General features: G+C 71.8%; 17 protein-coding genes. 8 read left to right on the top strand and 9 right to left on the bottom strand.

What is annotated here, in order from left to right; genetic code table 11:
* Window positions 1-32 precede the first annotated feature (32 nt).
* Window positions 33-1,019: a LacI family DNA-binding transcriptional regulator gene (locus CRYAR_RS10665; protein ID WP_035850241.1), complete on the top strand. Its 987-nt coding sequence runs from the start codon at window positions 33-35 to the stop codon at window positions 1,017-1,019.
* A gap of 9 nt (window positions 1,020-1,028) precedes the next feature.
* A complete protein-coding gene (locus CRYAR_RS10660; RefSeq protein WP_035850239.1) occupies window positions 1,029-1,883 on the top strand; it encodes a MurR/RpiR family transcriptional regulator in 855 nt (284 codons plus the stop codon).
* Window positions 1,884-2,052: 169 nt separating this feature from the next.
* Here CRYAR_RS10660 and CRYAR_RS10655 read toward each other — a convergent pair whose 3' ends face one another.
* On the bottom strand, window positions 2,053-3,570 hold the full coding sequence (locus CRYAR_RS10655; RefSeq protein ID WP_035850237.1) for an aromatic amino acid ammonia-lyase: 1,518 nt from the start codon (window positions 3,568-3,570) through the stop codon (window positions 2,053-2,055).
* Window positions 3,571-3,695: 125 nt separating this feature from the next.
* Between CRYAR_RS10655 and CRYAR_RS10650 the strand changes: the two genes are divergently transcribed.
* The 4 genes from CRYAR_RS10650 (at window position 3,696) to CRYAR_RS10635 (ending at window position 7,099) form a co-directional block, all read left to right on the top strand.
* Window positions 3,696-4,757 carry an ABC transporter ATP-binding protein gene (locus CRYAR_RS10650; RefSeq protein ID WP_035850236.1) on the top strand — a complete coding sequence of 354 codons (1,062 nt, stop codon included), beginning with the start codon at window positions 3,696-3,698 and terminating at the stop codon, window positions 4,755-4,757.
* Window positions 4,757-5,446: an ABC transporter permease gene (locus CRYAR_RS10645; RefSeq protein ID WP_035850234.1), complete on the top strand. Its 690-nt coding sequence runs from the start codon at window positions 4,757-4,759 to the stop codon at window positions 5,444-5,446. The genes CRYAR_RS10650 and CRYAR_RS10645 overlap by 1 nt, the downstream gene beginning before the upstream one ends.
* Window positions 5,443-6,120, top strand: coding sequence for an ABC transporter permease (locus tag CRYAR_RS10640; RefSeq protein ID WP_035861720.1), 678 nt, complete (start codon window positions 5,443-5,445; stop codon window positions 6,118-6,120). The genes CRYAR_RS10645 and CRYAR_RS10640 overlap by 4 nt, the downstream gene beginning before the upstream one ends.
* Window positions 6,121-6,193: 73 nt before the next feature.
* A complete protein-coding gene (locus CRYAR_RS10635) occupies window positions 6,194-7,099 on the top strand; it encodes an ABC transporter substrate-binding protein (protein WP_211247380.1) in 906 nt (301 codons plus the stop codon).
* 135 nt (window positions 7,100-7,234) lie between these two features.
* Here CRYAR_RS10635 and CRYAR_RS10630 read toward each other — a convergent pair whose 3' ends face one another.
* A complete protein-coding gene (locus tag CRYAR_RS10630) occupies window positions 7,235-7,690 on the bottom strand; it encodes a MarR family winged helix-turn-helix transcriptional regulator (RefSeq protein WP_035850230.1) in 456 nt (151 codons plus the stop codon).
* Between the two features lie 59 nt (window positions 7,691-7,749).
* On the opposite strand from CRYAR_RS10630, the gene CRYAR_RS10625 reads away from it, so the two are divergent.
* Window positions 7,750-8,241 (top strand): SgcJ/EcaC family oxidoreductase, encoded by a 492-nt coding sequence (locus CRYAR_RS10625; RefSeq protein WP_035850229.1) that lies wholly within the window; start codon window positions 7,750-7,752, stop codon window positions 8,239-8,241.
* 93 nt (window positions 8,242-8,334) lie between these two features.
* Here the strand turns inward: CRYAR_RS10625 and CRYAR_RS10620 are convergent, their stop codons facing one another.
* Together CRYAR_RS10620 and CRYAR_RS10615 are read right to left on the bottom strand one after the other, a co-directional pair.
* Entirely contained in the window at window positions 8,335-8,595 is a 261-nt protein-coding gene (locus tag CRYAR_RS10620; RefSeq protein WP_035850227.1) for a PspC domain-containing protein, read from the bottom strand.
* A gap of 231 nt (window positions 8,596-8,826) precedes the next feature.
* Window positions 8,827-9,690 carry an oxidoreductase gene (locus CRYAR_RS10615; protein ID WP_035850226.1) on the bottom strand — a complete coding sequence of 288 codons (864 nt, stop codon included), beginning with the start codon at window positions 9,688-9,690 and terminating at the stop codon, window positions 8,827-8,829.
* 103 nt (window positions 9,691-9,793) lie between these two features.
* On the opposite strand from CRYAR_RS10615, the gene CRYAR_RS10610 reads away from it, so the two are divergent.
* Window positions 9,794-10,615 carry a helix-turn-helix transcriptional regulator gene (locus CRYAR_RS10610; RefSeq protein ID WP_035850224.1) on the top strand — a complete coding sequence of 274 codons (822 nt, stop codon included), beginning with the start codon at window positions 9,794-9,796 and terminating at the stop codon, window positions 10,613-10,615.
* Window positions 10,616-10,622: 7 nt separating this feature from the next.
* On the opposite strand, the gene CRYAR_RS10605 is transcribed toward CRYAR_RS10610, so the two are convergent.
* From CRYAR_RS10605 to hutU, 5 genes are read right to left on the bottom strand one after another with little or no spacing between them, the layout of a single operon-like run.
* Window positions 10,623-13,040 carry a penicillin-binding protein gene (locus CRYAR_RS10605; protein WP_035850222.1) on the bottom strand — a complete coding sequence of 806 codons (2,418 nt, stop codon included), beginning with the start codon at window positions 13,038-13,040 and terminating at the stop codon, window positions 10,623-10,625.
* A gap of 51 nt (window positions 13,041-13,091) precedes the next feature.
* The gene (hutI, locus tag CRYAR_RS10600; RefSeq protein ID WP_051570011.1) at window positions 13,092-14,240 is read right to left on the bottom strand and encodes an imidazolonepropionase; all 1,149 of its coding nucleotides are present in this window, start codon (window positions 14,238-14,240) and stop codon (window positions 13,092-13,094) included.
* A complete protein-coding gene (locus CRYAR_RS10595; RefSeq protein WP_035850221.1) occupies window positions 14,237-15,559 on the bottom strand; it encodes a formimidoylglutamate deiminase in 1,323 nt (440 codons plus the stop codon). Before CRYAR_RS10595 ends, hutI begins: the two co-directional genes overlap by 4 nt.
* Window positions 15,556-16,776, bottom strand: coding sequence for an allantoate amidohydrolase (locus CRYAR_RS10590; RefSeq protein ID WP_035850220.1), 1,221 nt, complete (start codon window positions 16,774-16,776; stop codon window positions 15,556-15,558). The genes CRYAR_RS10595 and CRYAR_RS10590 overlap by 4 nt, the downstream gene beginning before the upstream one ends.
* Entirely contained in the window at window positions 16,773-18,431 is a 1,659-nt protein-coding gene (gene hutU, locus CRYAR_RS10585; RefSeq protein WP_035850218.1) for a urocanate hydratase, read from the bottom strand. The genes CRYAR_RS10590 and hutU overlap by 4 nt, the downstream gene beginning before the upstream one ends.
* Between the last annotated feature and the right edge of the window lie 14 nt (window positions 18,432-18,445).

Here is an 18,445-nt window from a genome sequence, read left to right as displayed (position 1 = left end):
GCCGGACAGCGCGCCTCACTACGCTGGAAACCGTGCCGCAACAACGGAAACGCGCCACGATCCGCCACGTGGCCGAGGCGACCGGGCTGTCCACCGCCGCGGTCTCCTACGCCTTGCGCGGCCTGCAGACGTCCGAGGAGACGCAGCGTCGGGTCCGCGCGGCCGCCGCCGAGCTCGGCTACGAGGCCGACCCGATCGCCCGCGCGCTGGCCAGCGGCCGCACCGGCACGGTCGGGCTGCTCTGCGGGTCGCTGGAGGACCTCTGGCAGCAGTCGCTGGCCGTCGCGATGGGGCGCGAACTGCTCGGCCAGGACCGGTACGCGCTGATCCTGGACGCGGCCGGCGACCCGGCCCGCGAGGCGATCCTCGCCCGCCAGCTCCGCGACCAGCGGGTGGACGCGCTCGTCGTGCAACCGATCGACCCGTCGGCGCCGGACTGGGCCGCGCTGGCCACCTCGTTGCCGATCGTCTCGATCGGCGATCCGCTGCGTGGCGTCGAGGGCGGGGAGGTGCTCTTCGACAACCGCACCGGCGTGACGCTCGCGCTCGAGCACCTGGCCGGGCTCGGCCACCGGCACATCGCGGTGCTGACGCCCAACCGCCCGAGCACGCCCGACCGGCCGGCGGAGGTGCACGTGGGCGTGGAGGCCGCGCGGCTCGGGCTCGACGTCCGCCTGGTCACCTCGCCCCACGCGCTCGCCGGTGCCACCGCCTGCGCGGTCGCCGTCCTGGAGGCCGCCGAGAGACCCAGCGCCGTGTTCTGCTTCGCCGACTCGATCGCCTACGGCGTCTACGCGGCGGCGCGACAGCTCGGGCTCGACGTCCCGCGTGACGTGTCGGTGATGGGCTACGACTCGCACCCGATGTCCGCTCTGCTCAGCCCGGCGTTGACGACCGTCGACTGGGACCTGGACGGCATCGTGCGGCAGGCGGCCGGCCTGGCCGTCGAGGGCCGCACCGAACATCGTCGATTCGTCCGGTCCCCCCGTCTTTGGGTGCGTGAGTCCACCTCCCCTTAAGCTCGTCGCGTGGGACGAACTCCGACTGAGCAGCTGCTCGCGCTGTTCGAGCCGCACCGGCTCTCCCCCACCCAGCGGCGCATCGCCCAGCACCTGCTCGACCACCTCGCCGAGGCCGCGTTCCTCTCCAGCGTCGACCTGGCCGGCCGTGTCGGCGTGAGCCAGCCGTCGGTGACGCGGTTCGCGGTCGCGCTCGGCTTCGCCGGTTATCCCGACCTGCAGAAGGCGCTGCGGCCGATCGCGATGCGCGCGCTGGCCGACCGGCCCGACCCCGAGACCGTGCGCCGCAACGAGCTGCAGTCGGCGGTCGACGCGGAGATCCGCAACCTGGAGGCGCTGCGCCAGAGTCTGGTCGACCCCTCGCGGGTCGTCGCGCTGGGCCGGGACCTGGCGGCGTCGATGCCGCTGACCGTGCTCGGAGCCCGGATCTCGGCGCCGCTGGCCGACTACTTCGGCTACGCGGCGAGGCGCATCCACCCGGACGTGCGCGTGGTGACCTCGGGGGGCAGCGCGGTGTACGACGCGTTGCTGCAGTCGCAGGAGGCCGGTGGCCGCTGGGTGTTCGCGTTCGCGCTGCCCCGCTACGCCGAGGAGACGATCGCCGCGCTGCGCTTCGCGCGTGAGCTCGGCTTCCGCAGCGCGGTGGTCACCGACGCCCCGATCGCGCCGTTCGCCGACGACGTCGACGTGTTGCTCGCCGCCGGCGTCGGGACCCGCCTGGTCTTCGACTCCTACGCGGGGCCGGTGGCGCTGGCCGCGGTGGTTCTGCAAGCCATGGCCGACGCCGACCCGGCGCGCACCCAGGCGCGGCTGGAGGCGTACGAGGGGATGGCCGAACGAGCCGGCTATTTCACCGACCGGTAGGTTCTAATCCCAGCGTGTTGATGGGTTGAGTGGGTCACGATTCGACGTCAAAAGATGCGCACCCGGCGCTGAGCGACAGAGGATGGGGCCCGTGGACGGAAGCGAAAGAGTGCGCGTGGATGCGCGAGCATCCGCACGCGCACGCTCCGGTCGCGCGCGGGCCCCGGGATCACCCCTCGAAACCGGCCAGCGCCGGGAGCAGGCCGGCGGCATCCTCCACGTCCTGATCGAGCGGACGGTCGTCGAGACGATCGGGCAACCGCTCCGCCGCGTACGCGAAGGCCTCGGCCAGCGGGCCGTCGACCGGCGGCGTCCCCCGCATCCGCAGCGCCCGTACGGCCGCCACGAGTTCCGCGGCCAGCACGATCCGGTAGCTGCCGACCGCGTCGAGCGAGTTGCGTGCGGCCTGCGAGGAGAACGGAGCGTGCTCCTCGACCCCGCGGCTGACCACCGCGGTCGCCAGCGACGTCGGGGTCGCGTGCAGGCGCAGCGCGCCGAGCGCGGAATGCGCGACGTACTCCAGGATCATCAGCCCCGACGATCCGGGCGGTCCGGCGGCGAGGAACGGCGCGAGCCCGGTGAACGCGGGTTCCAGCAGCAGGCTCAGCCGGGCGACCGAGAGCGCGGCGGTCTGGTACAGCGCGTTACGCATCGCGTCGAGGGACAGCCCGAGGTACGCGGTGTGGAAGTTCGCGTTGTGCAGCACCCGGCGCCCGACCGAGTCGACGAGTGGGTTCTCCGCGGCGGCGTTGAGCTCGATACTCATCGTCCGTTCCAGCGCGACGACGGCGTCCAGCGCCGGGCCGTGCACCTGGGGCACCGCGCGGTAGCTGTACGGGTCCTGGATCCGCGCCGCCTTGACCGGCTGGCCGGCGAGCAGGTCACGCAGCCGGGCCGCGACGGTCTGCTGGCCGGGGTGCGGCCGCGCCAGGTGGACGACGGCCTCGTACGCTTCGCTGTTTCCGTCGCAGGCCAGGAACGCCAGCGCGGTGATCACGGTGCTGGCGCGCAGCAGTTCCGACAGGTCGGCGCAGGCCAGTGCGGCCTCGCCGATCGAGCCGGCGTTCGAGCTGATGAACGACAGCGCGTCGGCCGGGTCGAACGGCACCGCCTCCATCGCCCCACCGCGCCACGGCACCTCGCCGAGCAGGCAGAGCGCGGTGACGGCAAGTGCGGGCAGGTCACCGGTGCCGATGCCGCCGAACGCGTGCACGGGCGGGATGGCGCCGCGGTTGAGGGCTTCGGCGAGCGCGGTGAGCAGGTGCGGCGCGACCCCGGACCCGCCCGCGGCCAGCTGGTTGGCCCGCACCGTGAGCATCGCCCGCACGCTCACCGGGTCGAGCAGCGGACCGGCGCCACCGGCGTGGCTGCGCAGCAGGCGCAGACCGTGGGGTTCGTGCCGCACGATCGGCTCGGGCGCGGCGTCGCCGGGCACGACGCTGCCCTCGGGGCCGAGCACGACCGGTCCGGCCGAACTCTCGTACTCCACGGCGACCAGCCGGTTCGCCCCGACGCCGGTCGTCCGGCCGTACACCGGCCGGGCGGCGCTCAGCGCCCGGATCGACTCGTGGGCCGCGCTCGCGCGGATCAGACCGTCCTCGTGCACGATCACGCGGGCGCCGTGCCTCGCCACGCTGCGCACTTGCTCGGCGGTCAGCGCGGCGCCGTCGAGCAACACCTCCGACATCGATGCCCCTTCAACGCTACATACCGAGTTAACAGCGGCTACGCGGAACCTATCTTGACACTATCTTCACGCAACAGAAGCATGAAGAACTCCATTCACAACGGGGCGGGAGCGCTGATTACCGGGTGATCACCTTCGAGAGCGTGACCAAGCAGTTTCCCGACGGGACGGTCGCCGTCGACGATCTCAGCCTCGAGATCCCCGCCGGGAAGATCACCGTGCTGGTGGGGCCGTCCGGCTGCGGCAAGACGACGACCCTGCGGATGATCAACCGGATGATCGACGCCACGTCGGGAACGATCACCGTGGACGGGCAGGACGTGCGGAGCGTGGACCCCCCGACGCTCCGCCGCCGCATCGGCTACGTGATCCAGGCCGGCGGGCTGCTCCCGCACCGGACGATCGTCGACAACATCGCGACCGTGCCGTTCCTGCTCGGACAGGACAAGAAGCAGGCCAGGGCCCACGCGATGGAGCTGCTGGAGCGCGTCGGCCTGCCGGCGTCGTTCGCCAAGCGCTACCCGCACCAGCTCTCCGGTGGTCAGCAGCAGCGCGTCGGAGTGGCGCGCGCGCTCGCCGCGGATCCGCCGGTGATGCTGATGGACGAGCCGTTCAGCGCCGTCGACCCCGTCGTCCGCAAGCAGCTGCAGGAGGAGTTCCTGCGGCTGCAGACCGAGCTGCACAAGACGATCGTGCTGGTCACGCACGACATCGACGAGGCCGTGAAGCTCGGAGACCTGGTGTGCGTCCTGGAGGTCGGCGGCCGCATCGGCCAGTTCGACACCCCGGAGCGCCTGCTGGCCTCCCCGTCGGACCGGTTCGTCGAGGAGTTCCTCGGCGACGACCGCGGGGTGCGGCGGCTGTCGTTCGTCGGGTCGGACGGTCTGTCGCTGGACACGGAGCGGGTCGTGACCTCGGGCGGGGTCGCCGACTCGTGGCGGCTGCTGGTGGACGCCGACGGCAAGCCGTCGGGGTGGCTCGCCCCGGGGTCCGAGGGGGACCCGCTCCCGGTCGGGCGCGCGTTCGTGCTCGGGAACGAGTCGCTGCGCTCCGCGCTCGACAGCGCCGTGCTCAACCCGTCCGGCGACGCCATCGCGGTGGACGCCGACGGGAAGGTCGTCGGGCTGGCCGGCCAGGAGCAGATCATGGGCGCGCTGCGCGGACGTCTGCCCTCCGAGGTCGCCTGATGACCTGGGACTGGCGCTGGTCCTGGGTGACCTCGCACTACGACCTGCTCGCCGAGCTGCTCGGCCAGCACCTCTACCTCTCGGTGGTGCCGGTGCTGCTCGGCCTGCTGATCGCCCTGCCTCTGGGCATCCTGTGCGTGCAGGTCCCCCGGCTCTACGCACCCGTGCTCGCGCTCACCAGCTTCTTCTACGCGCTGCCGTCGCTGGCCCTGTTCGTCGTGCTGATCGACTACACCGGCTTCACCGGCTGGACGGTCATCGTCCCGCTGACGATCTACACGCTCTCGGTTCTGGTGCGCAACGTCGTCGACGGGCTCCGATCGGTGCCCGAGCACGTCAGCCAGGCCGCGACCGCGATGGGCTTCGGCGGGCTGCGCCGGCTGCTCCAGGTGGACCTGCCGGTCGCGATCCCGGTCGTGATCGCCGGTCTGCGGGTGGCGACGGTCTCGAACATCAGCCTCGTGAGCGTCGGTTCGCTGATCGGGATCAGCGGGCTCGGCCAGCTGTTCGTGGACGGCATCCAGCGCAGCTTCATCACGCCGATCATCGTCGGCATCGTGTTGACGGTGGTGCTGGCCGTGCTGGCCGACGCGGTTCTGGTCGGCCTGCAGTGGCTGCTGACGCCGTGGACCCGCACCGGCCGCTCGGCGAAGCCGGTCTCAGGCGACCCGGCGGGGGTGACGGTGTGAACGTCGTTTCGCGAGCGATCCACTGGTTCGGTGAGGCGTCGCAGTGGTCGGGAACCGACGGGATCCCGGCCCGGGTCGGCGAACACCTCTACTACTCCGGGCTCTCACTGCTGATCGCCGCTCTGATCGCGCTGCCGCTCGGGCTCTACGTCGGGCACACCGGTCGCGGCGCGTTCCTCGCGGTGAACTCCGCCGGTGCCGCCCGGGCGCTGCCGACCGTCGGTCTGGTCGGGCTCACCGTCGTGGTGTTCGGCATCGGCCTGACGCCGACGCTGCTGCCACTGGTCGCGCTGGCGATCCCGCCGATCCTGGTGAACACCTACGCCGGGGTGCGTCAGGTCGACGCGCAGCTGCGTGACGCCGCCGACGGCATGGGGATGACCGGTTTCCAGGTGCTGTTCCAGGTGGAGCTGCCGGTGGCGCTGCCCCTGATCGTCTTGGGTCTGCGCACGGCCGCGGTGCAGATCGTCTCGACCGCGACGATCGCCGCGTACGTGGGGCTCGGCGGCCTGGGCCGCTACATCTTCGACGGCCTGGCCCGCCGGGAGTACGAGGTCATGATCGGCGGCGCCGTGCTCTCGGTGCTGCTCGCGCTCGGCACCGAAGCGCTGTTCGTCGGTATCCAGCGGCTCATCGTGTCGCCGGGCGTCCGTCAGCGGGCGCTCGTCAAATAATCGTCGTACCCCAGACCTACCATCACAACCGCCACACCCCGCTGGAAGGGAAACCATGAGAAAGCAAGTCCGCATGTTGTTCGCAGTCGGTAGTGCCGCCGCGCTGCTGGCGCTCACCGCCTGCGGCGGCGGGGACAGCGACTCCGGGGACGACCCGCTGAACCAGCCCGCGAGCAGCAGCGAGGTCGTGGTCGGCTCGGCGAACTTTCCGGAGAACGTGCTGCTGGGCGAGATCTACGCGCAGGCGCTCGAGGCCAAGGACGTCAAGGTCAAGCGTCAGCTCAACATCGGTGCGCGCGAGGTCATCTACTCGCAGATCGAGAAGGGCACGCTCACCGTCCTGCCGGAGTACAACGGCGCGCTGCTCGCGTACCTCGACAAGGCCGCGACGGCCACCACCAGCGAGGAGGTCGACGCGGCGCTGAAGACGAAGCTGCCCGAGGGCCTCGAGCTGCTGAACCCGGCCGAAGCCGAGGACAAGGACTCGGTCGCGGTCACCAAGGAGACCGCCGACAAGTACAAGCTGAAGTCCCTCGAGGACCTGGCGCCGGTGTCGAAGCAGCTGGTCATCGGCGGCCCGCCGGAGTTCAAGACCCGGGCGCAGGGCATCGTGGGCTTGAAGGACAAGTACGGCGTCGAGTTCAAGGAGTTCAAGTCGCTCGACGTGGCCGGCCCGATCACGGTGTCGGCGCTGAAGAAGGGTGACGTGCAGGCCGCGAACCTGTTCACCACCGACCCGGCCGTGCCGTCGAACGGCTTCGTCGTGCTGGACGACCCGAAGGGCCTGTTCAGCGCGCAGAACGTCACGCCGCTGGTCTACAAGAAGGGCGTGGACGACACCGCGAAGTCCGCGCTGAACGCGGTCTCGGCGAAGCTCGACACGACGACGCTGGCGCAGCTCGTCAAGGAGGTCGTCGCCGACAAGAAGGACGCCGACGTGGTCGCCAAGGAGTGGCTCACTTCGGCCGGCCTGGCCTGAGTGCACGGCCCGCCCAGGGCGAGTCCTGGGCGGGCTCCACGTCAGAACGACCGAGGGCCGCCCCGCGTTTCGCGCGGAGCGGCCCTCGGTCCGTGTCCGCAGGCGGTTCGTGATTTCGGCAGGTCGCGGCGCCCACTACGAGTTGAGGCGGGCGGCCTGCGCCTCCTGGACCCCGCGGGCGGTCCGCAGGAAGTGATGGATGGTGGCGAGCTGATCGAGGTCGTAGCCGCTGAGAGCTTCGGCTCCGGCCTCACCCACGGGTGCATAGAGCTCGCGCTCGGCGGCGCGCGCCGCCTCGGTCACGGCAACGTGGACGCGTCGCCGGTTGCCCGGGTCGGGAATCCGCGCAGCGAACCCGGCGCGCTGGAGTCGGTCGAGGACCGTCGTGGTCGCGGCCGGGCTGAGTTTCAGGGCGTTGCTGAGTTCGCCGGCGGTGAGGTGCTCGTCGCTGGCCAGGAGCACGTCCAGGGCCCGTAGGTCGGTGCGGTTGAGCTTGAGGGTGGAAGCGGCCGCCTCGTCGAACGCGTCGAAGCTCCGCTGCAGCAGCCGGAGCTCCACCGCCACGTCTTCGATCAACTTACGTTTCGACAATCGAAACCTCCTGCTATCGTAAAGATCGATGTTCGAACTTTACCGTGGGGAGGTCAGACGTGGATACCGACGATCAGGCGATCACCGAGCTGTTCGATCGCCTGAAGCAGGCATGGACCGACAACGACGCCGAGGAGTACGGAGCGTGTTTCACCGAGGACTCCGATTACGTCTCCTATGACGGCACCCGGGCCATCGGCCGTGAGCCGATGCAACGGGCTCACGACGATCTCTTCCGCGGCGTGCTCGTCGGCTCCGCCCTGGTCGGTGAGATCGAATCGATCCGCTACCTCTGCCCCGAGGTCGCCGTGGTGCACGGCACCGCCTCGGTTCTGATGCCGTGGCGTTCGGTGCTGCCGAAGCGGCGCTCGTCCCGGCAGACGCTCGTCGTGGTGCGCACGTCCGAGGGATGGCGATTCACCGCGTTGCACAACGGACGCGTGCGACCGGTCGCGATTCCGGCCCCGGACTCCGTGCCATCCCGCATGGCTCGGTCCATGGGAAGCGTCGCGCGCGCGGTCGGTATCGGTCGTGGGGCCGTACCCGGCTGAACGCCGGGCGCTCGACGACCCCGTGGGGCAACCGCACCCCGAGGGTCCGCCCGGTCTGCCGCGAACCGGGCAGACCGGGGCGGACCACCTCGCTCAGACCGCGGCACCGGGGGCGTACGGCTCGGTGTACGAACGCTGCTTCTCCTGGGACGGCATCAGGACCCAGGCCACGAAGTAGGCCCAGAAGACCCACGAGCCGGGGACGAACGCCAGGGCCAGCAGGAACAGGATGCGGGTGGGCCACGGGTCGAGGCCGACGCGGGCGCCGAGGCCGGTGAGCACACCGCCGAGGAGGCGTCCCTCCCGCGGCCGGACCAAACCGTGTGAGGCGAGGCTGCGGTGGACGTCATGCATGGCCGGCTCCCTGTCTGGGGGTGAAGCGGGGGTTTCCCGATGCCATTCACTGTGCGCTGTGCGCACCGGTCGGCACATCAGGTAAGCCCCTCCCCCGCACCCCGAGCTTCCGCACCGCCACACCCGGGGGCAACCCCGGGCCGCGAGCTCAGGGCCGCGCGAACTCAGGGCCGCGCGAACTCAGGGCCATGACGTCCGAGCCGTGGCGTCGGAGCCGCGGCATCGAGGTGGTCAGCCGATCGCGTCGAGTTCGGCCAGTGCGTCGGCGGGCAGCGACAGGGCGGCACCGGCGACGTTCTCGCGCAGGTGGGCCACCGACGAGGTGCCCGGGATGAGCAGCAGGTTCGGGGAACGCTGCAGCAGCCAGGCCAGCGCGACCGCGAGCGGCGTGGCGTCCAGGCGCTTCGCGACGCCGTGGAGGGCGTCGGACTGCAGGGGGTTCAAGCCACCGAGCGGGAAGTAGGGCACGTAGGCGATGCCTTGCCGCGCGGTGTCGGCGAGCATCGCGTCGTCGCGCCGGTTGGCGATGTTGTAGAAGTTCTGGACGCACACCACCGGGGCGATCGCCTGGGCCTCGGCGAGCTGCTCGGCGTCGACCGTGCTGAGCCCCAGGTGCCGGATCAGCCCTTGTTCGCGCAGGTCGGCGAGCGCACCGAACTGCTCGGCGATCGAGCCGGGTTCCGGGGTGTCGAAGCCGCCGACACGCAGGTTCACCACGTCGAGCGCCTCGAGGCCGAGCCGCCGCAGGTTCTCGTGCACCTGTTCCACCAGCTCGGCGGGCGTGCGCGCGTGCGGCCAGCCGCCCTTCTCGTCGCGGCGGGCCCCGACCTTGGTGACGATGTGCAGGTCCGCCGGGTAGGGGGCGAGCGCCTCCCGGATGATCTCGTTGGTGACGTGCGGCCCGTAGAAGTCAGCCGTGTCGATGTGCGTGATGCCCAACTCGACGGCCGTGCGCAGCACGGCGATCGCCGCGTCGCGGTCCTTCGGTGGCCCGAAGACGTGCGGGCCGGCCAGCTGCATGGCGCCGTAGCCGAAGCGGGTCAGCGTGAGGTCGGCGACCGGGTAGGTGCCGCCGGGGAGATTCGTCTGTGCCATGCCGTCGAGACTCCACGCCCCCGGGCGGGCCGGGCAGTGCCCCACTCATCCTGGTAGTACGGGGACCAGGCACGACGCGCGGCGCGACCGTAGAGTCGAGGGCATGCCGAACACGCTCGGGGAGTATCTGCGCGCGCGGCGCGAGCAGGTCGATCCGGCCTCCGCCGGGGTGCGGACGACCGGTCTGCGGCGGACACCGGGGCTCCGCCGTGAGGAGGTCGCCACGCTGGCCGGCATCAGCGCCGACTACTACCTGCGCCTGGAACAGGGCCGCGACCGCAACCCGTCGCCGCAGGTGCTCGAGTCGCTGGCCCGGGTGTTCCGGCTCGACGCGACCGCGACGCAGTACCTGTTGAGCCTCTCGACCGCCCGCCCGGCACCGCGCCGCGCCCGTCGCGAGACGGTGCCGATCGGCATCCGGCAACTGCTCGACGTGATAAACCTGCCGGCCTTCGTCGAGAACCGGATGTTCGCGGTGGTGGCGGCCAACCGGCTGGCCACCGCCGTCTCGCCGAACATCAGCCCCGGCGTCAACCGGCTGCGCGCCCTCCTGCTCGACCCCGAGGAGCAGGCCCTGTTCACCGACTGGGAGCAGGCCGTCCAGGGCATGGTCGCCGGGTTCCGGGCGTCGGTGGGCACCCACCTCGACGACCCGGACGTCGCGCGGCTCGTCGACGAGCTGTCCCGAACGAGCCCGGAGTTCCGCCGACTGTGGGCGCAGCACGACGTCGCCCCGCTGGCCGGTGGGTCGTTCCGGCTGAGCCATCCGCAGGTCGGGCCGATGGACCTGCGACGCGAGAAGCTGCCGCTGCAGGACACCCCCGGCCTGATCCTGGCGATCTACCACGCCGAGCCGCATTCCGAGACGGCCCGCTCGCTCGAGCTGCTCGGATCCCTGTCCGTGACCCCGGACGTCAGCGCGTAACCGTCGGTCAGGGCCGTCCCGGTGCCGCGGGGAAGCCGGGTTCGCCGGGCTTGATCCGGCAGATCGGCAGCTTGGGATCCTTTGTGCAGAGCTCGTCGACGCGGGGATCGCGTTTGGTCTTCTTGCCGTTGCTCACGTTGATGCGGATGCTGCTGCGCTTGCTCGCGTAGCTCCCCCCGGGCGGATCGGTGCCCGCGACCCGGCCGGCGGGCTGGTCGGAGTCCTCCGCCCGGTAGTTGATCGAGACGTTGAAGCCGGCCGCGCGCAGCCGGTGGACCGCCCCGTCCGGTGTCTCGCCCTTCACGTCGGGGACCAGCAGCATCGTGCCCCAGGACAGGCGCCGGGGCGCCGGGACGAACTGTTTGACCGGCAGCACCCGTAACGCGCTCGCGAACGTGTCCCGCACGATCTGAACCGGCAGATGGCTGTCCGGCACCGTGTCGTAGTACTTGTCGGGGTTGGCGATGAACGACGCCCCGGCGAGGTTGGGTGTGTACCCCACGAACCACCCGGCGTTGTTGTCGTCGGTGGTACCGGTCTTCCCGGCGACCGGCCGGTCGATCGTCCCGCCGACGCTCGCGGCGGTCGGTCCGCCCCCGGGGTGCGTGCACGAGATGCCCGACTGCGAACCGTCCCCGACCGGGCAGCGCGCGGCGTCGTTCGCCGCGTCCGCCACCTGTGGGCTGAACGCCTGCTTGCACGTGGTGTTCGCGGTCAGCAGCGACCGTCCGCCGGGGTCGGTGATCGACCGGACCGGCGTGGGCTTGCAGTACTTGCCCCGGGCCGCCACCGTCGCGTACGCGGTCGCCATGTCCAGCGGGGTCACCTGCGCCGTGCCGAGCGTGAACGAGCCCCACGCCTGGTTGGAGTCGCGCGCCCACTTGATGTTCTTGCGGTCCTTGGAGCCGCGGAACACCACCCCGGCCGCCTCCGCCGCGGCGACCGCGGCCTTCACCGTCACCTCCTGCTGGAGCTGAACGAAGTAGGTGTTCGCGGACTCGCCGAAGCCGCTGGACAGCGTCTGGACGCCGGTCATCCGCCCGTCCGCGTTCTTCGGGCAGTAGTACCGGCCGGTGCGGCACCCGCCGACGTACTGCGACACGAACTGCCGGGGCGCGTAGAGCGTGTGGCTCAGCGGAATGCCCTGCTGCAGGGCCGCGAGCATCGTGAACATCTTGAACGTCGAGCCCGCCTGGTATCCCGGCGAGATCGACGACCCGGTGAGCAGCGGGTTCTCGGTGTACGGGTAGGTCCGCCCGTGGGGGTTCTTCTGGACGCCGTACTTCCGGTTGATCGACATCGCCTGCACCCGGCCGGTGCCGGGCTGCACCAGGACCACCCCGGTCGCGAACCGGCTGTGCGTGCTGAGCGCCCGGTTGATCTGACGCTGCGCCGCCGCCTGCATCCGCACGTCGATCGAGGAGACGATCCGGTAGCCACCCCGGCGCAACATGGCCAGCCGCTCGGTCGTGGACTTGCCGAACGTCGGGTTGGCCTGCCACCAGTCGAGGAACCAGCCGCAGAAGAACCCGAAGCCGGCCTTGCTGTACTCGCAGGACTGCACGTTCTCCTTCGGACGTAACCCGATCGGCGACTCGTTCGCCGCGGCCGCCTCGTCCGCGCTGATGTACTTCATCTTCACCATCTGACGCAGCACGTACGCGCGCCGCGCGAGCGCCGGGCGCTGGCCGGCCTCGTCCTTCCCGACCGGGTTGTACTGGGTCGGGTTCTGCGCCAGACCGGCGATGAGCGCGGACTCCGCCAGCGTCAGCTGCGACGGCGCCTTGCTGAAGTAGAGCGCGGCCGCGGTGTTGATGCCGAAGCCGCCATTGCCGAAGTAGGTGATGTTCAGATAGTTCTTCAGGATCTCGTTCTTGGGGATCTCTTTCTCCAGCGCCACCGCGTAGCGGATCTCACGCAGTTTCCGGCCGGCCGTGTCCTCGGTGGCGGCCCGTAACTCCGACGGGCTCGAGGCGCTGTAGCGCAGCACCGATCGGACGTACTGCTGGGTGAGCGTCGAGGCGCCCTGGGCGAGCTCACCCGAGGTCTGGTTACGCACCAGCGCCCGGACGATCCCGCGCGCGTCGACCCCGTTGTGGTCGTAGAACCGGATGTCCTCGGCGGCGACGATCGCCTGGCGCATCACCGGCGCGACGTCGTCGAGCTCGACGTTCTTCCGGTTCTCCTCGAAGAACTGCGCCACCACGGTCTTGCCGTCGCTGGCCAGTAACGTCGACGTGGACGGCAGCGGGGGGATCCGGATCTCCGTCGGCAGGTCGCGGAACGAGTCCGAAGCGGACTTCGCGGTCAGACCGGAGACGCCAACCACCGGAAACGCGACAGCCGCCAGTACGACACCGGCCAGCACCCCGCACACCATCAGCGCGAGGACGTTGGCCAGCCTGCGATCGCGGCTCGGTTCCACAGCGTCACTGTATGGACGGCGAACCGGCGTCGGCGCTGGTTAATGGAGGTTTTAGACGACCGGTTGACCGGATATCCAGACTTCCGCGATCAAGGGCACCCCCGGGCGGTACGCGAGATGGACCGGATCGGGGGCGTCGAGCATAATTGCGTCCGCTTTTGCCCCGATTCCGAGGTGGCCGACGTCGGTGCGGCGCAGGGCGGCGGCGCCACCGCGGGTCACCGCCCAGAGCGCCTCGGACGGCGTCAGACGCATCTCGCGGACGGCGAGCGCCACGCAGAACGGGATGCTCGACGTGAAGCAGGAGCCGGGGTTGCAGTCGGTGGCGACCGCGACCGTGACGTTCGCGTCGAGCAGGCGCCGGGCGTCCGGGTAGGGCGAGCGGGTGGAGAACTCGACGCCGGGCAGCAGCGTCGCGACGGTGTCGCTGCCCGCGAGCGCGTCGACGTCGGCGTCGGACAGGTGGGTGCAGTGGTCGGCGGAGGCGGCGTCGAACTCGACCGCGAGCCGGACGCCGGGCCCGGGCCCGAGCTGGTTGGCGTGCACGCGCGGGACGAGGCCCTTCCGGACGCCGGCGGCGAGGACCGCACGGGCGGCGTCGCCGTCGAACGCGCCGCGCTCGCAGAAGACGTCGATCCACTTGGCGTGCGGCGCGCACTGCTCGAGCATCTCGCCGGTGACCAGCGCGAGATAGTCGGCCGGGTCGGTGTCGGGGGCGACGACGTGCGCGCCGAGATAGGTCGTCTCCTCGGTGACCTCACGGGCGAGACGCAGCGAGCGGGTCTCGTCGTGGACCGACAGGCCGTAGCCGGACTTGATCTCCAGCGTGGTGCTGCCCTGGCGGTGGGCCTGGGTGACCAGGGTGGCCAGCCGGCGCCGGAGCTCGTCGTCGGACGCGGCGCGGGTGGCGGTGACCGTGGTGCGGATGCCACCGGCCGCGTAGGGGGTGCCGGCCATCCGGGCGGCGAACTCCGCCGACCGGTCGCCGGCGAAGACGAGGTGGTTGTGGCTGTCGACGAAGCCGGGGACCACGGCCCGGGAGCCGGCGTCGATCTCGGTGTCGGCCGCGGGCGCCTGGTTCGTGGGGCCGACCCAGGCGACCCGGCCGTGTTCGAACACGATCGCGGCGTCGGTCCGCGTGCCGAGGTCGGGGTCCTGGGTCACCAGCATCCCGATGTCACGGATCACGGTGCTGGTCATGCCAGGGCTCGCAGGGTGTCGGTGAGCGCCCGGCCTGCGTCGACCGTGGTGTGGTGGCCGTCGGCGACGATCGCACGGCCGTCGACGACGACGGAGTGGACGTCGGCGGCGCCGGCCGCGAAGACCGCGGTCTCGGCCGCGGTGGTGGGCGTGAAGCCGGCGGTGCGGATCGTGTCGGTCCGGAGCGTGACCAGGTCGGCGCGGGCTCCGACCCGGAGCGCACCGGCGTCCGGCCAGCCGAGGGAGTCGTGTGCGAACGCCGTCCGGAGGAGTTCGGCGGCGCGCCAGTGACCGCGTTCGCGGGTCCGGAGACGTTCGTCGAGTTCCACGGCGCGGGCCTCCTCGAAGAGATCGATCACGGCATGACTGTCGCTGCCCAGCGAGACCGGGGAGCCGGCCTCGTGGAGCGCGCGGATCGGGCCGATGCCGTCGGCCAGGTCGCGTTCGGTGGTGGGGCAGGCGCAGGTGACCGTGCGCGTGGTCCCGATCAGCGCGATGTCGTCGGGGGTGAGGTGGGTCGCGTGGACCGCGGTCGTGCGCGGGCCGAGCGCGCCCGCGTCGGCGAGCAGGCGCGTCGGGGTGACGCCGTGCGTGGCGAGGCACGCCTCGTTCTCGGCCGGTTGTTCGGAGAGGTGGACGTGGAGCGGCGCGCCGTGGGCCGCCGCCCACTCGGCGACCGGCCCGAGCTGCTCGCGCGGCACACCCCGCACCGAGTGCAGCGCGGCCCCGATCCGCACGTGCCCCTCGCCGGGGCGGAGGGCGGAGACCCGTCCGGCCCACCGATCAGCGGTGGTGTCGCCGAAGCGGAGCTGCGTGCCCTCGAGGGGACGGTCGAAGCCGCCGGTCAGGTAGCAGGTGTCCAGCAGCGTGATGCGGATGCCCGCATCGGCGGCCGCGGTGATCAGAGCCTCGCCCATCGCGTTGGGGTCGGCGTACGGCGTGCCGCCGGGGGCGTGGTGGAGGTAGTGGAACTCGCCGACGCACGTGATGCCGGTCAGCGCCATCTCGGCGTAGACCGCGCGGGCCAGCGCGTAGTAGGTGTCCGGGGTGAGCGTCGCGGCCAGCGCGTACATCTGCTCGCGCCAGGTCCAGAACGTGCCCCGGCCGGCCTGGGTGCGCCCGCGCAGGCCGCGGTGGAACGCGTGCGAGTGCGCATTGGCCAGCCCCGGCAGGGTCAGACCGGCCAGCCGGGTGGCCCCCGCCGGGGCCCGGACACCGGCCGTGACCCCGGTGATCCGCCCGTCGGCGACCTCGATCAGCACCCCGGCGGCCGCACCCTCCGGCAGCCAGGCGTACTCGGCCCAGTAGGCGCCGGTCACCGGGTGACCAGGTGTTCCAGGACGGCGCTCAGGGCCTCGACGCCCAGCGCGCAGTCGTCGGGCGTCGCGAACTCGCCCGGGGCGTGGGACACCCCGGTCGGGTTGCGGACGAACAGCATCGCGGTCGGCACGTGCGCGGAGAGCACCCCGGCGTCGTGCCCGGCCCCGGTCGGCAGGATCGGCGCCCGCCCGGCGGCGTCTCCCGCCCCGATCAGCACCGCCAGCTCGTCGCGGAGGTCGGCGTTGAACTCGACCACGGGGGTCGTCGACTCCGCGGTGACCGTCACCTTCACCCCGTCCCGGTCGCCCCGCTCGGCCGCGAGCGTCGTCACCGCCTCGACCACCCGGGCGAGCGACGACTCGTCCGGCGCCCGGGAATCGAGCCACGCCCGCACCAGCGACGCGATCGCGTTCGTCCCGTTCGGCTCCACCGACACGCGCCCGAACGTCGCCAGCGCCCCGGCCAGCGCGGCCTGCTCCCGCGCACCCAGCACGGTCGAGGCGAACGTCAGCATCGGGTCGCGCCGATCGGCCAGCCGGGTGGTGCCGGCGTGGTTCGCCTCACCGGCGAACTCGAACCGCCAGCGCCCGTGCGGCCAGATCGCGCTCGCGACCCCCACCGCCGACCCGGATTCCACGAGCCCGCGGCCCTGCTCGACGTGCAGCTCGACGAACGTGCCGATCAGCCCCAGCCGGTCCGGATCCGCGCCGATGCCGGACGCGTCCAGGCCCGCGGCGTCCATCGCGGCGGCCCAGGTCACACCGGACGGGTCACGCAGGTCGCGGGCCCGCGACGGTGACACCGCCCCGGTCAGCAGGCGCGACCCGAGGCACGGCAGCCCGAACCGCGCCCCCTCCTCCTCGACGAAGTTCACCACGGCCAGCGGCCGCGACGGCGACAGGCCGCGCGCCGTCAGGGAAGCGACCGCCGCCAGCGACGACACCACCCCGAGCGGACCGTCGAACGCTCCCCCGTCCGGCACCGAGTCCAGATGCGAGCCGGTGACGACGGCGCCCGCCCCCGGCGCGCCCCACCACGCCCACTGGTTGCCGTTGCGGTCCACCTCCACGGACAGGCCCACCGACTCGGCCGTGGAGGCGAACCACTCCCGGCCGGAGAGGTCGGCGGGCGTCCACGAAAAGCGCTGGTAACCGCCGCTCCCGGCCACCCGGCCGATCGGCCGCAGCTCCCGCCAGAGCTGGTCGAAGCCGGTCAAGAACCCTCCCGCATCGGAATCCGCACCCCGCGCGCGGCGGCGACCTCGGTGGCGTCGTCGTACCCGGCGTCCACGTGGCGGATCACGCCCATGCCCGGGTCGTTGGTGAGCACGCGCTCGATCTTCTGACCGGCCAGCGCGGTGCCGTCGGCGACCGTCACCTGCCCGGCGTGGATCGAGCGTCCGATCCCGACCCCGCCACCGTGGTGGATCGACACCCACGACGCACCCGACGCGGTGTTGACGAGCGCGTTCAGCAGCGGCCAGTCGGCGATCGCGTCCGAGCCGTCGGCCATCGCCTCGGTCTCCCGGTAGGGCGACGCCACGCTGCCGCAGTCGAGGTGGTCACGTCCGATCACGATCGGCGCCGACACCGCCCCCGAGGCCACCATGTCGTTGAACCGGACACCGGCCTTGTCCCGCTCGCCGTAGCCGAGCCAGCAGATCCGCGCCGGGAGACCCTGGAACGCCACCTTGTCCTGAGCCGCGCGGATCCAGCGGTGCAGGTGGTCGTTGTCGGGGAAGAGGTCGAGCACGGCCTCGTCGGTGGCGTGGATGTCGCGCGGGTCCCCGGAGAGCGCCGCCCAGCGGAACGGGCCCTTGCCCTCGCTGAACAGCGGCCGGATGTAGGCCGGCACGAACCCGGGGAACGCGAACGCGCGATCGTAGCCGCCCTGGCGGGCCTCGTCGCGGATCGAGTTGCCGTAGTCGAACACCTCGGCGCCGGCGTCCAGGAACCCGACCATCGCCTCGACGTGCTTGGCCATCGACGCGCGGGCCCGCACGGTGAAGTCGGCCGGGTCCTTCTCGGCGCGGTCGTGCCAGTCCGCCAGGTCGATGCCCTCCGGCAGGTAGGAGAGCGGGTCGTGGGCGGAGGTCTGATCGGTCACCACGTCCACGTCGACGCCGCGGCGGAGCAGTTCCGGCAGGACCGTGGCGCAGTTGCCCTCCACGCCGATCGACAGCGCCCGGCGGTCCTTCTTGGCCTCGAGCGCGCGTTCGATCGCGGCGTCCAGCGACGGCGCGACCTCGTCCAGGTAGCGCTGCTCCACCCGGCGGTGCAGGCGGGCCGGGTCGACGTCGATCACCAGGGCCACACCCCCGTTGAGCGTCACGGCCAGGGGCTGGGCACCGCCCATGCCGCCGCAGCCGCCGGTGACCGTGAGCGTGCCGGCGAGGGTGCCGCCGAACTTGCGCTCCGCCACCGCGGCGAACGTCTCGTACGTGCCCTGCAGGATGCCCTGGGTACCGATGTAGATCCAGGAACCGGCGGTCATCTGGCCGTACATCGTCAACCCGAGCTGCTCGAGGCGGCGGAACTCGGGCCAGGTGGCCCAGTCCCCGACGAGGTTCGAGTTCGCGAGCAGCACGCGCGGCGCCCACTCGTGGGTGCGCATGACGCCGACCGGCTTGCCCGACTGGACGAGCATCGTCTCGTCGTCCTTGAGCGTGGTGAGCGTGCGCACCATCGCGTCGAAGCTGGCCCAGTTGCGGGCCGCGCGGCCCGTGCCGCCGTAGACGACGAGGTCGTCGGGGCGTTCGGCCACCTCGGGGTCGAGGTTGTTCATGAGCATGCGCAGCGGAGCCTCGGTCTGCCAGCTCCCCGCGGTGAGCGAGGTTCCGCGCGCCGCGCGTACGGGTCGTGCGCCGTCCATCAGGCGGTCCTTTC

The organism is Cryptosporangium arvum DSM 44712, from assembly GCF_000585375.1.
Lineage (GTDB): Bacteria > Actinomycetota > Actinomycetes > Mycobacteriales > Cryptosporangiaceae > Cryptosporangium > Cryptosporangium arvum.
This window is presented reverse-complemented; position numbering and strand designations above follow the sequence as displayed.

Coding starts and splice junctions, on each gene's coding strand:
- CRYAR_RS10655 (WP_035850237.1), bottom strand. CDS start 3,570: ATGTCGGAGGTGTTGCTCGACGGCGCCGCGCTGACCGCCGAGCAAGTG.
- CRYAR_RS10645 (WP_035850234.1), top strand. CDS start 4,757: ATGACCTGGGACTGGCGCTGGTCCTGGGTGACCTCGCACTACGACCTG.
- CRYAR_RS10635 (WP_211247380.1), top strand. CDS start 6,194: ATGTTGTTCGCAGTCGGTAGTGCCGCCGCGCTGCTGGCGCTCACCGCC.
- CRYAR_RS10620 (WP_035850227.1), bottom strand. CDS start 8,595: ATGCATGACGTCCACCGCAGCCTCGCCTCACACGGTTTGGTCCGGCCG.
- CRYAR_RS10615 (WP_035850226.1), bottom strand. CDS start 9,690: ATGGCACAGACGAATCTCCCCGGCGGCACCTACCCGGTCGCCGACCTC.
- CRYAR_RS10610 (WP_035850224.1), top strand. CDS start 9,794: ATGCCGAACACGCTCGGGGAGTATCTGCGCGCGCGGCGCGAGCAGGTC.
- hutI (WP_051570011.1), bottom strand. CDS start 14,240: ATGACCAGCACCGTGATCCGTGACATCGGGATGCTGGTGACCCAGGAC.
- hutU (WP_035850218.1), bottom strand. CDS start 18,431: ATGGACGGCGCACGACCCGTACGCGCGGCGCGCGGAACCTCGCTCACC.